The sequence below is a fragment of the Paracoccus tegillarcae genome (genome assembly GCF_002847305.1).
Lineage (GTDB): Bacteria > Pseudomonadota > Alphaproteobacteria > Rhodobacterales > Rhodobacteraceae > Paracoccus > Paracoccus tegillarcae.
Map to the genome: position 1 here is coordinate 2,539,807 of NZ_CP025408.1, position 12,566 is coordinate 2,552,372.

Consider the following 12,566-nt stretch of genomic DNA (forward strand, 5'->3'; position numbering starts at 1 on the left):
GCATTCCACATCTCACAAGGAAGAGGACGCGATCATGAAACGGACTATTCTTATCTGCAGCGCGCTTGTCGCGCCGTCACTGGCGATGGCCGAGGGCAGCGTCGAGGTGATGTCCTGGGGCGGTGCCTATTCGCAATCGCAGGTCGACGCCTATAACCAGCCCTTCGAGGCCGAGACCGGCATCAGCGTGAACATGACCGATGTCGACAACCCGGCGACGCCGATCAAGGCGCAGGCACAGGCGGGCAATGTCACGGCCGATCTGGCCAGTATGGGCTATTCCGACGCGACGCGGCTGTGTGACGAAGGGGCGCTGAAGCCGATTGATCCAGCCGATTTGATGCCCGCAGAGGATGGCACGCCTGCTGCTGATGATTTTCTGGAGGGCGGGCTGTCGGATTGCTTCGTTGCAACCGATGTCTACGCCACGATCATCGCCTTTGACGAAAGCAAGTTCACCGATAATCCGCCCGGCAGCATCGCTGACTTCTTTGATATCGAGACCTATCCGGGCAAGCGCGGCGTGCTGAAAGAGCCGCGCTTCAACATGGAAATGGCGCTGATGGCCGATGGCGTCCCCGCCGATGAGGTCTATGACGTCCTGTCCACGCCCGAGGGGCTGGACCGCGCCTTCGCCAAGCTGGACACAATCAAGGATCATGCCGTATTCTGGGAGGCTGGGGCGCAGCCGCCGCAATTGCTGGCCGATGGCGAAGTGGTGATGACGCAGGCCTATAACGGTCGTATCTTCAATGCCTCGGTCGATGAGGGACAGCCGTTCAAGATCATCTGGGATGGCCAGATCTACGAAATGGAGGGCTGGGTGCTGCCCGAGGATGGCCCGAACCCCGAAAACGCCATGGCCTATCTGAAATTCTCGACCAGCGCTGAATCGCTGGCGCGGGCTTCGATGCAGATCAGCTATGGGCCGCCGCGCAAAAGCTCGGCCGCGCTGGTTGGAAACTACAAGGACACGGATATTCCGATGTCGCCCAACCTGCCGACCTCGCCCGAAAACATGGGCAATGCGCTGGCCTTCGACAATGATTTCTGGGTCGACCACATGTCGCAGTTGAACGAACGCTTTGCCGCCTGGCTGGCTTCGTGACAATCCTGCCGGTCCTTTTCCGGACCGGCAGCTTCGCCCGATCAGGGCCACGAAGGCGCGCAAAAGCGCCGCATTGAAATCGGTGAACGACGTTTATTTACAGAGGTTTGAATGAAACACAGACTGATCCTGACCACCGCGCTTGTCGGCCTGGCACTGCCCGCCGCCGCGCAGGAAATCGAACTGCTCAGCTGGGGCGGCGCCTATGGCAACAGCCATCTGGAAGCCTATGCCAAACCCTTCGAGGCCGAGAGCGGTATCAAGGTCAATATCCAGGACTCCGACAACCCCGCCACGCCGATCAAGGCCATGGTCGAGGCTGGCAATATCAGCGTGGACGTGGCCTCGGTCGAATATGCCGATGCCGTGCGGCTATGCGACGAAGGATTGCTGGAGATGATCGATCCGGCAATTCTGGCGCCGACCGAAGACGGCATGGACGCGAGCGAGGATTTCATCGACGGCGCGGTGACCGACTGTTTTGTCGGTACGGATGTCTATTCGATGGTGCTGGCTTATGACGACGGCCAGTTCGCCGACGCCAAGCCCGCCGCACCTGCCGATTTCTTCGATCTGGAGGCTTTCCCCGGCAAGCGCACCATGCGCAAGGGCGCCAAGTTCAATCTGGAACTGGCGCTGATGGCGGATGGCGTGCCCGCAGCCGAGGTCTATGACATGCTGGGCACTGCCGAGGGCGTCGACCGGGCCTTTGCCAAACTGGATTCGATCAAGAACGACGTGATCTGGTGGGAGGCCGGTGCTCAGCCGCCGCAATTGCTGGCTGACGGCGAGGTCAGCATGGCCTTCGCGTTCAACGGCCGGATCTTCAACGCGGCGCAGGAAGAGGGCAAGCCCTTCAACATCATCTGGGATGGCCAGATTTACGAGATGGAAGGCTGGGTCATCCCGAAGGGCGCACCCAATCTGGAAGACGCGCTGCAATTCGTGACCTATTCGACCTCTCCGGCACCGCAGGCCCGTGCTGCTGAATTCATCAGCTACGGCCCGCCGCGCAAATCGGCGGCTGCACTGGTCGGCAATATCGAGGGCACCGAAACCCCGATGGGCCCGAACCTGCCGACCTTTGAAGAGAACATGACCAATGCGCTTGGCTCGAACCTGGATTTCTGGGTCGATCACGATGCCGAGCTGAACGAACGCTTTAACAGCTGGCTGGCCGGCTGACGAAAGCTTGCAGCGGGCGGACAACAGATCCCGCCCGCTGTTTTCGGTTGTTAAATAGCCGAAATAAGTGAAATAAAACAATATACTAAAAAACGATCATCCAACAGGGAAACAACATGAAAACGCTTCTTATTGCCACCACCGCCCTTGCCGGTGTCGCCAGTGCCGCGCTGGCCGAAGGTGAAGTCAACGTCGTCTCATGGGGCGGCGCCTACGAGGTCAGTCAGGTCGAGGCTTACAACAAGCCCTTCACCGCAGAGACCGGCATCACCGTCAACATGATCGCCGCCGATAACCCGGCAACGCCGCTCAAGGCGCAGGTAGAGGCCAACAACATCACGGGCGACGTCTTTGACGTCGAAGTCAGCGACGCGATCCGCCTGTGCGACGAGGGCGCCCTGGTCGAGATCGACCCGGCAATGCTGCCTGCCGCACCCGATGGCACACCGGCCGCCGAAGACTTCATCGACGGCGCACTTCTGGATTGCGCCGTCGCGAATATCTTCTGGGGTACGGTCATTGCCTTTGACACGACCAAGTTCGAAGGCGATGCGCCTGCCACGGCAGCCGATTTCTTCGATCTCGAGAAATTCCCCGGCAAGCGTGGCCTGCCCAAGAACCCGAAACGCACGCTGTATCTGGCGCTGATCGCCGATGGCGTCGCCGCGGATGAAATCTACGACGTGCTGTCGACCGAAGAGGGCGTCCAGCGCGCCTTTGCAAAGCTCGACACCATCAAGGGCGACACCGTCTGGTGGGAGGCCGGCGCTCAGCCTGTGCAACTGCTGGCCGATGGCGAAGTGACCATGGCCACCGGTTATAACGGTCGTTTCTTCGACGCCATGGTGGCCGAGGGCAAACCCTTCGAGATCATCTGGGACGGGCAATACATGGATCTCGACATGTTCGTGATCCCCAAGGATTCGCCCAATCCCGAGGGTGCGATGGAATATCTGAAATATGCCACCGACACGCAGCGTCTGGCCGATCAGGCGAAATACATCGCCTATGGTCCGGCCCGCAAATCTTCGGCGGCTCTGGTTGGCATGTATCAGGACGGCACGACCGAAATGGCGCCTCATATGCCGACCAACCCGGACTATCTGACCACCGCGGTCATGGATGATCCGGAATTCTGGGCGGATCACGACGCCGAACTCAGCGAGCAGTTCAACGCCTGGCTGGCAAGCTGATCCAAGAAATGGCCGCCGCGCGATTTGCGCGCGGCGGCCCCTCGACCTGCAAGAGGCACCATGGCCCAGGCTCTCGACCCTCATGCCGCCATCGTCACCGCCGCCGGTGGCGTCGATGATGGCCCGCTGACCACCGCTGACGGGCAGCCGCTTGGCCGCGCCTTGCGCCGGTCGCAGCGCCGCGCCAAACGCCGCGCCTTTCTGCTGGTGCTGCCGCTGCTGGCCTTTGTGGTCATCACCTTCGTGGTGCCGATCGCGCAGATGCTGCAGCGGTCCTTCTACAATGACGGGTTTTCCGCCAACATGCCGGAAATCTCGGCCTGGTTTGCCGAGAACCCCCACGGAACCGAGCCTGACGAAGCCGCCTGGGCGGCGCTGGCCAATGATCTGGTGGCATCGGCCGAGGCCCGCAGCATTGGTGTTGTCGGCACGCGCATCAATTACGACGTACCGGGCACGCGTTCGCAATTCACCTCGACCGGGCGCAAGGTGCGCGACGGGATCGAACCGCCCTATCGCGAGGCGCTGCTGGAGATCGACGAGGATTGGGCCGATCCCCAGTTATGGGGTGCCATGCGCGAGGCCTCGACCCCGTTTACCACGAATTTCTACCTTGCCTCGCTGGACCGCACCCGTGCCGATGATGGCAGCGTTGTCATGGTGCGCGAAAGCCAGCAGGTCTACGTGATGCTGTTCCAGCGCACGTTGTGGCTGTCGCTGCTGATCACCGCGATGACCTTTCTCCTAGGTTTTCCGATCGCGCATCTTCTGGCGACGCTGCCGATGCGCAAATCGAACCTGCTGATGATCCTTGTGTTGCTGCCCTTCTGGACCTCGCTTCTGGTGCGCACGACCAGTTGGATCGTGCTGCTGCAGCAGCAGGGCGTGGTCAATGATCTGCTGGTCTGGATGGGCGTGATCGGCGGCAGCGAGCGGTTGCAGATGATCTATAATCAGACCGGCTCAATCATCGCCATGACGCATATCCTGCTGCCGTTCATGATCCTGCCGCTTTACTCGGTGATGCGCACGATCAACCCGTCTTATGTGCGCGCCGCGCGCAGTTTGGGCGCGACCAGTTGGACAACGTTCCGACGCATCTATTTCCCGCAGACGCTGCCGGGGCTGGGGGCAGGGGCCTTGCTGGTGTTCATTCTGGCGGTTGGCTACTACATCACGCCTGCACTGGTTGGCGGCGCGTCGGGACAGTTGATCTCGAACATGATCGCCATGCACATGACCGATACGCTGAACTGGTCCATGGCCGCCGCGCTGGCCGCGCTGCTGCTGGCCGGAGTTCTGATCCTTTACTGGCTCTATGACCGCATCGTCGGCATCGACAATCTCAAGCTGGGGTGACGCAACATGGCACTTCCCAATTACGCCTCGCCGCTGGAACGTGTCTGGCACTGGACCTATCTGGTGCTCTGCACGCTGATCTTTATCTTCCTGATCGCGCCGATCCTGGTGATCATTCCACTGTCCTTCAACGCCGAACCCTATTTCACCTTCACCGAAAAGATGCGCAGCTTTGACCCCGAGGGGTACTCGATGCGCTGGTATGACAGCCTTCTGACCTTCGGGATGCAGGCACCCGACGGGCCGCGCGATGCAAGCTGGTGGTCCGATGCCTGGAACAATGCGAAATGGGTGAACGCGGCCAAGAACTCGCTGATCATCGGATTCTTCTCGACGATTCTGGCTACCGGATTGGGCACCTTGGCCGCACTAGGCCTGTCGCGTCCGGAAATGCCGTTCCGCCGGGGGATCATGGCGATCCTGATCTCGCCCATGATCGTGCCACTGATCATCACCGCAACGGGGATGTTCTTTTTCTACTCGAACCCCTGTTCGCTGCTGACATGGATCGGGCTGTCGGGCAATTGCGGACGTCTGGCGGGCACCTATCTTGGCGTGATCCTGGCCCATGCCACGCTTGGCATTCCCTTTGTCATCATCACGGTGACGGCCACGTTGGTCGGCTTTGACCAATCGCTGAACCGTGCCGCCGCCAGCCTTGGCGCCAACCCGCGCACCACGTTCTTTCGTGTGACCATGCCGCTTATTCTGCCCGGCGTGATCTCGGGCGCACTGTTTGCATTCGTCACCTCGTTCGACGAGGTCGTCGCCGTTCTGTTCATCGCCGGCCCCGACCAGCAGACCATTCCGCGCCAGATGTGGAACGGCATCCGCGAACAGATCAGCCCGGCGATCCTCGCCGTTGCAACGCTGCTGGTCCTGTTTTCGATTGCCCTGCTCACCACGGTAGAGCTGCTGCGCCGCCGGTCCGAGCGGATCCGCGGCGTGACCCCGCGTTAGAAAAACCGCCGATGGATCTGCTTCTCTGGCTCAGCTTTGTCGCCGCGTCGACCGCATTGTTGTTGATCCCCGGCCCGACGGTCCTGCTTGTGCTGTCCTATGCGCTGACGCAGGGGCGGCGTGTGGCGCTGGCCATGGCGGCAGGCGTCGCGCTTGGCGATCTTGTGGCCATGACGGCATCGCTGGTCGGTCTGGGCGCGTTGGTGCTGACCTCGGCCACACTGTTCGTTGCTCTGAAATGGGCAGGCGCCGTCTATCTGGTCTATCTGGGGATCAAGCTGATCCGCAGCGCGCCCGCCCGGGTGAACCTTGCTGACACGACACCCGTTGCCCCACGCCGCATTTTCATCCATGCGGCAGGTGTCACGGCGCTGAACCCGAAAAGCATCGCATTTTTCATCGCCTTCGTGCCGCAATTCATCCGTCCCGAGGCTGCACTTGCCCCGCAATTCGCCATCCTGATCGCAACTTTCGTGGGCCTCGCCGCGATCAATGCGCTGGCCTATGCGCTGCTGGCTGATCGGCTGCGCGCGCGCATCACCCGCCCATCAGTCACCATCTTGTTGTCCAGAATCGGCGGCGGCGCGTTGATCGCAATGGGGGTCGCCACGGCTGCCCTGCGCCGCCAATGACACCCGACGAACTGGAAGACGATGACGCGCGACCCAAGGCCCCGCCGATCCCGGGGCTGACCCCGCAGCAGCAGAGCAGTGGTCAGTATCTTGCCGCGATCCACCGAATGCATCTGGGCAATCTTGAGGGCGTGGGCCGTCTGATGGCGGCAATCCGCGAGGGGCTCGCCGACCCGGCCAGTCTGGCCCCGGCACTGTCCGAGATGCCGATGACCCAGAACCTTGCGGCCTTTGGCACGGTTTGCGGTCGAGAATGCACCGTGTTGCAGGGCCATCACGATATCGAGGAATACTCGCTGTTCCCGGCCCTGCAGCGCGCCGCCTCACCGGCCCTCGCAGCGGTGATCGACCGGCTGATCGCCGAGCATGAACTTATTCATCAGCAAATCCAGGATCTTGCAGAAGCCGCCGAAATGCTGGCGCGTGAACCGGGCCCATCCAGTTTCGCCGCCGTCGAAGCCGCCTATGCGCCACTGCACCGCAGCATCCGCTCGCATTTCGGCTATGAAGAAACCCAGATCGGCGATGCCCTCGGCGCTCTGGGCTTGCTGGGCTAATCCTTAGGCTTCTTCTTCATCCAAATATCCGCGGGGGAGGCCGTGCGCCAGCACGGACGGGGGCGGCAGCCCCCTCAAGGCAAGACGCTCAGCCACATCCAGATGCTCAGCACCGACACCGCCGTGCCGATCAGAACGGCAGAGGCCGCCACGCGCCGCGCCGCGCCATAGATATTGGCAAACAGATAGGCGTTCACACCCGGTGCCATGGAGGCGGTGACCACGGCCGAGCGCATGCCATCGACATCCACGCCCAACCCGCGGCCCAGCCCATAGGTGACGGCGGGGTGCAGAATCAGCCCGATCGCGCAGCACATGGCGATCGTCGCCATGTCGCCCTCGGGACGATAGCGATAAAGCACGCCCCCCAGACCGAACAGCGCGGCAGGCAGTGCGGCGCGGGCAATCATGTCAACGGCGGCCCAGAACCCCTCGGGCATGACCAGCCCCGCGCCCATCAGCGCGTTCACCACAAAGCCCAGCAGAATGCCGATCACCATTGGCGTCCGCACAACGCCGCCGAGCGCACGCAGCGATACCGCGCCTACTGACAGGTCAGTCCCCCGGGCGCGGGTGAACTCCATCATGGTGATGCCGAACGTATAGATCAGCGGTGAATGGATAGAGATGATCGCCCAGTTGCTGACCAGCGCATCGGCACCATAGGCGCGCTCGGTGATCGGGATACCCAGCAGCAGGCTGTTGGAAAACAGGCAGACAAAGCCGATGGCCACGCAATCCGACGGGTTGCGCTTGAAGATGTATTTCGCGCCAGCCCACCCCGCCAGATAGCCGGCGAACGCGCCGCCATAAAACGCCAGCATCAGGTTGACGCGAAAACCCGCGCCCAGATCAAGCCGCGCGATCGAGGCAAACAGCAGCACCGGCACCGCGAAACTTTGCGCAAACCGCATCAGCCCGTCGACATGGGTTTCGGAAAACCAGCCGCGCCACGCGACCAGATAGCCAAAGCCGATGACCAGAAAGACCGGCAGGATGACGGTGAAGAGATCGCTCATGAGGCTGCCTCGGTCTGGGGGCCGGGGGCAGGGGCGGTCAGCCCGGCCTCGACCACCAGCCCGTCATGGGCCGGCACCACATGATCAGGCGTGCTGGCCATGACCGTCGCGTAATCCATATCCAGATGCATGTTCGTGATGACGGCGCGTTCGGGCATGGCGCGTGCGATCCAGTCAAGTGTCAGCGACAGATGCGCGTGGCTGGGATGGGGTGTCATGCGCAGCGCGTCGCAGATAAAGACATCGGCCCCGTCGATCAGGGGCCAGGCGGCATCGGGGATCGTCGACACATCGGGCAGATAGACCAGCCCGCCGATGCGAAAACCAAGGGCCGTGATCTCGCCATGATGGACCCGAAAGGGCAGCAATTCCAGAATGCCGCCCGCACCATCGATGCGCACCGGCCCCTCGATCGGGTTGAGAACCGCAACCGGCGGATAGCCAGAGCCGGCGGGTGTTTCAAAGATATAGCCAAAGCGTTCGATCAACGCCGCGCTGGTCGGTGCATCGGCCCAAAGCTGCATCTTCTGATGGGCGTTATAGGCAAGCTGGCGAATATCATCGATGCCGTGGACATGATCGGCATGGGCATGCGTATAGACGACCGCGTCCACGGTGGTCACACCGGCATCCAGCAACTGCCAGACCATATCCGGCCCGGTGTCGATCAGCACCTGCGTCACGCCCTGATCACCGATGCGCTCGACCAGCAGCGAACAGCGGCGGCGGCGGTTCTTGGGGTTTGTCGGGTCGCAATCGCCCCACCTGTTGCCGATCCTCGGCACGCCCCCGGAAGAGCCGCAGCCAAGAATCGTCGCCCGGATCATGCCCCCGCGCCCGCTGCCGCCTTCCAGAACAGGCGATCGAAATTCTGCGATGTGGCGCGGGCGAATTCTGCGTAATCAAGCCCAAAGACCTCGGCCCCGACGGCGGCGGTCTTGGCGGTATAGGCGGGCTCGTTCCGTTTGCCGCGATGGGGCGGCGGCGCAAGATAGGGGCTGTCGGTTTCCACCAGAATGCGGTCCAGCGGCGCGGCGGCAAAGATATCTCTCAGCGCCTGCGATTTAGGAAAGGCGGCGATCCCTGACATCGACAGGTAAAACCCCAGATCCAGCGCCGCCTGTGCCAGCCCGGCTCCGCTGCTGAAACAATGCATGACGCAGCTATAGGCGCCTGCGCGATGTTCCTCGGTCAGGATACGGGCCATGTCCTCATCCGCGTCGCGGGCATGGATGATCAGCGGCAGGCCGGTCTGCCGCGCGGCCTGAATGTGGATGCGCAGGCTTTCGGCCTGTGCGGCGGCGCTGTCGGCGGTGTAATGGTAATCCAGCCCGGTTTCGCCAATGCCCACGAATTTCGGGTGATCAGCCAGTGCGATCAGCTCGTCCAGCGTCGCCATGGGTTCCTCGGCCACGCTCATGGGGTGGGTGCCGGCGGCATAGAAAACGCCGTCATGCGCCTCGGCCAGCGCGCGGACCTTGGGTTCGTTGCGCAGGCGGGTACAGATGGTCACCATGCGCGTCACGCCAGCCGCCCGCGCGCGGGTCAGCAGGTCGTCATGTTCGCCGTCGAAATCCGGGAAATCCAGATGGCAATGGCTGTCTACAATAGCGGGGATGGCAGTCGGCGCATCGGTCATGTCAGGATACCTTTGCTGATTGCGCGGGTGGCAGATGCGCCAGCCCGGTCAGCATATCCATCACCAGTGCGGCGGGGTCAAGGTTCACCGCCCGGCCCGCCCGCGCCCGTGCCGACAGTTCCGCCTGTGCGCCCGCCCAATCCCGCGCGGCGCGATCATCGGGCGACAGCCGCGCCATCAGCTTGCCCTCGCCCTCGGCAGCCTGTGGCAGCGGCGCGCCCATCAAGCCGGCGCGCGCCAGCCGTGTCAGCAGTCGGTCCAGCAGCGTGATCAGCAGATCAAAGGGATCGCCATCGGCATTGGCCCGACCGGCGGCACGTTCCGCCAGTTTCAGGGCCATTTGCCGGTCCATCGCGGGCAGGGTGGCCATCAGATCGACCAGATCCTGATAGCGCGCCAGCCCGTCCTGACCGGACAGCCGCAGTGCCTCACCGACCGAGCCGCCGGCCAGCGCGGCCAGCTTTTCTGCATCCGCCTCGCTGCCCAGACTGTCCAGCACGCCGGCCATATTGTCAGGCGACAGCGGCGTCAGACGCAATTCGCGGCAGCGCGAGCGGATCGTCGGCAGCAGACGCGCCGGTTGATGGGCCACCATCAGGATCAGCGCGTCCTGTGGCGGTTCCTCCAGCACCTTCAGCAAGGCGTTGGCGGCAGCCGGGTTCATCTCATCGGCGGCGTCGATGATTGCGATGCGCCGCCCGCCTTCGGTCGCGCTCATATGGAAAAAGGACAGCAGCTTGCGGACCTCATCCACGGTGATCTCGGCGCGCAAGTGCTTGGTCTTGTCATCCCAGGGGCGGCGGATCAGCATCAGGTTGGATTCCGACAGTGCCGCCAGCCGTCGCGCCTCGGGCGCATCCATCGGCGCGGTCAGGTCGTCGGCGTCGCTGCCGGTCAGCAGCCAGCGGGCGATGGCCCATGCCGTCGTCGCCTTGCCCACGCCGCGCGGTCCGGTCAACAGCCAGCCGTGATGCAGACGCTGGCTGCGCGCGGCCTGAATGAAATCAGCGATGGCGGATGGCTGGCCAATCACACGCGGCGCCATGCGCGGATGCGGCGCACCGGGAACCCGGTCGGGTTCGGGGATATCGTCGGGATCACTCATGCAGGCATCGCGGGCAGGGCGCGGCGGACGCGGGCCGCGACCTGATCGGCGCTGCCCGATCCGTCGATCAGGCGCACGCGGTCGGGGTACTCGGCAGCAAGCGCACGAAACCCGGCAGCCAGCTTTTCCTGAAATGCCAGCCCCATGCTTTCAAAGCGATCCTCGCCGCCGCCGCGCGCCGTTCCGCGCCGCAGGCCGGTGGCGGCGTCGATGTCGATGACCAGCGTCAAGTCAGGCTCGACCCCGATCATCACCTCATGCAGCCGGTCGACCATGGCGCGCAAATCGCCGCGCGTGGCGCCCTGATAGACCCGCGTGCTGTCGGCAAAGCGGTCGGTGATGACGGTTTGGTTCGCGGCAAGTGCCGGGCGGATCAGACGTTCCAGATGGTCGCGCCGCGCGGCCGTGAAAAGCAGAGTCTCGGTCTCGGGCGACCAGCGTTCGCCCGTGCCTTCGACCAGCAACCGGCGGATTTCCTCGGCGCCCGGACTGCCACCCGGTTCGCGGGTCAGCACCACGTCGCGGCCCTCGTCGCGCAAAGCCTCGGCCAGCAGGCGGGACTGGGTGGATTTGCCGCAGCCGTCGATGCCTTCGAAGCTGATGAACATCAAAGCCCTGCGGCTTCGACCGCGCGACCGCCCAGTTGCATCGCCGCACCCTTGATGCGACCGAGGAAACCGGCCTCGGCCACGTCGCTTGCGGCCAGCAGCGGCATCCGCGCCTCACCCGTGCCCGGAATGGTCACGATCAACTCGCCCAGTTGTTGACCAGCCGTGATCGGGGCCGAGATGGGCGAGGTATAGACGGCCTCTGCGGTGACGCGATCACCTGCGCCGCCGGGGATCAGCACGTTCAGCCCGTCCTTGGTGGTCAGCGCCACGCGTGAGGCCGATCCCAGCCAGACCGGTGCCTCGACCACGGTTTCGCCCTTGGGCACCAGCGTTTTCATGGTGAACTGGCGAAAGGCCCAGCTGACGATACGCTCGGCCTCTTCGGCGCGTGCGGCCTCGGTCTGCAGGCCGGTGACGACAAAGATGATGCGGCGGTTGCCCTGTACGGCGCTGCCGGTCAGCCCGTAGCCTGCCTCTTGAGTATGGCCGGTCTTTAGTCCGTCAGCGCCGATACCAAGGGTCAGCAGCGGGTTGCGGTTAAAGCGGTTCGAGGGCGCACGGTTGTCAAAGGGATATTCGGTCAGCGCGAAATACGTATAAAGCTGCGGAAAATCCTGGATCAGGTGCTGTGCGAGGACGCCCAGATCGTGTGTCGACATGCGATGCCGGGGATCGGGCCAGCCCGAGGCATTGGCAAATGTCGAATTCGTCAGCCCCAGGGCCTTGCCCTTTTCGGTCATCTGGCGGGCAAAGGCATCCTCGGTCCCGGCCAGACCTTCGGCCACCACGACGCAGGCATCATTGCCCGACAGCACGATGATGCCCTTGATCAGTTCCTCGACCGTGGGACGATCCTGTTCATTAAGGAACATGGTAGAGCCGCCCATCTGCCGCGCCTTGGTCGAGACCGGCAGGCGCGTATCCATCTGGACCCGGCCCTCGCGCAGAGCCTCGAACAGCATGTAGACCGTCATCAGCTTGGACATGCTGGCGGGCGGCAACGGCTCATCGGCGTTCTTTTCCATCAGAACCGTGCCGGTCGCGACATCATAGACCCAGGCCGAACGGGCGTTGGTGTCAAAGCCCTGCGCGTAGGTCAGGCCGGGCAGGGCGATCAGCACGATGGCGGTGATGCGGAACAAAAGCGCGCGCATGGGGTTTCCTTTGCCTGTTTGGCAATTGGTTACATCAAGCCCCG

General features: G+C 63.2%; 13 protein-coding genes. 7 read left to right on the forward strand and 6 right to left on the reverse strand.

Translation table 11 applies throughout. The annotated features are described in order from the left end of the window. Positions 1-34: 34 nt before the first annotated feature. The 7 genes from CUV01_RS12400 to CUV01_RS12430 all read left to right on the forward strand — a co-directional run bounded on the left by CUV01_RS12400 (position 35) and on the right by CUV01_RS12430 (position 6,994). A complete protein-coding gene (locus tag CUV01_RS12400; RefSeq protein ID WP_101462064.1) occupies positions 35-1,108 on the forward strand; it encodes an ABC transporter substrate-binding protein in 1,074 nt (357 codons plus the stop codon). A 111-nt stretch (positions 1,109-1,219) separates the two neighbouring features. Further along, entirely contained in the window at positions 1,220-2,293 is a 1,074-nt protein-coding gene (locus CUV01_RS12405) for an ABC transporter substrate-binding protein (RefSeq protein WP_101460753.1), read from the forward strand. A gap of 116 nt (positions 2,294-2,409) precedes the next feature. Then, positions 2,410-3,486 carry an ABC transporter substrate-binding protein gene (locus CUV01_RS12410; protein ID WP_101460754.1) on the forward strand — a complete coding sequence of 359 codons (1,077 nt, stop codon included), beginning with the start codon at positions 2,410-2,412 and terminating at the stop codon, positions 3,484-3,486. A gap of 60 nt (positions 3,487-3,546) precedes the next feature. After that, a complete protein-coding gene (locus CUV01_RS12415) occupies positions 3,547-4,845 on the forward strand; it encodes an ABC transporter permease (RefSeq protein WP_101460755.1) in 1,299 nt (432 codons plus the stop codon). Positions 4,846-4,851: 6 nt separating this feature from the next. Beyond that, positions 4,852-5,805 (forward strand): ABC transporter permease, encoded by a 954-nt coding sequence (locus tag CUV01_RS12420; protein WP_101460756.1) that lies wholly within the window; start codon positions 4,852-4,854, stop codon positions 5,803-5,805. Between the two features lie 11 nt (positions 5,806-5,816). Continuing rightward, positions 5,817-6,437 carry a LysE family translocator gene (locus CUV01_RS12425; protein WP_101460757.1) on the forward strand — a complete coding sequence of 207 codons (621 nt, stop codon included), beginning with the start codon at positions 5,817-5,819 and terminating at the stop codon, positions 6,435-6,437. Then, on the forward strand, positions 6,434-6,994 hold the full coding sequence (locus CUV01_RS12430; protein ID WP_101460758.1) for a hemerythrin domain-containing protein: 561 nt from the start codon (positions 6,434-6,436) through the stop codon (positions 6,992-6,994). The genes CUV01_RS12425 and CUV01_RS12430 overlap by 4 nt, the downstream gene beginning before the upstream one ends. Positions 6,995-7,068: 74 nt before the next feature. On the opposite strand, the gene CUV01_RS12435 is transcribed toward CUV01_RS12430, so the two are convergent. Genes CUV01_RS12435 through CUV01_RS12460 form a run of 6 tightly spaced genes read right to left on the reverse strand, consistent with a single transcriptional unit; the run spans position 7,069 to position 12,522 of the window. After that, positions 7,069-8,013 (reverse strand): AEC family transporter, encoded by a 945-nt coding sequence (locus CUV01_RS12435; RefSeq protein WP_101460759.1) that lies wholly within the window; start codon positions 8,011-8,013, stop codon positions 7,069-7,071. Continuing rightward, a complete protein-coding gene (locus CUV01_RS12440; RefSeq protein ID WP_101460760.1) occupies positions 8,010-8,840 on the reverse strand; it encodes an MBL fold metallo-hydrolase in 831 nt (276 codons plus the stop codon). Before CUV01_RS12440 ends, CUV01_RS12435 begins: the two co-directional genes overlap by 4 nt. Beyond that, positions 8,837-9,652: a TatD family hydrolase gene (locus CUV01_RS12445; protein ID WP_101460761.1), complete on the reverse strand. Its 816-nt coding sequence runs from the start codon at positions 9,650-9,652 to the stop codon at positions 8,837-8,839. Before CUV01_RS12445 ends, CUV01_RS12440 begins: the two co-directional genes overlap by 4 nt. 1 nt (position 9,653) lies before the next feature. Next, entirely contained in the window at positions 9,654-10,757 is a 1,104-nt protein-coding gene (locus tag CUV01_RS12450) for a DNA polymerase III subunit delta' (protein ID WP_101460762.1), read from the reverse strand. Beyond that, positions 10,754-11,365, reverse strand: coding sequence for a dTMP kinase (gene tmk, locus CUV01_RS12455; protein ID WP_101460763.1), 612 nt, complete (start codon positions 11,363-11,365; stop codon positions 10,754-10,756). The genes CUV01_RS12450 and tmk overlap by 4 nt, the downstream gene beginning before the upstream one ends. Further along, on the reverse strand, positions 11,365-12,522 hold the full coding sequence (locus tag CUV01_RS12460) for a D-alanyl-D-alanine carboxypeptidase family protein (protein WP_101462065.1): 1,158 nt from the start codon (positions 12,520-12,522) through the stop codon (positions 11,365-11,367). Before CUV01_RS12460 ends, tmk begins: the two co-directional genes overlap by 1 nt. Positions 12,523-12,566 lie beyond the last annotated feature (44 nt).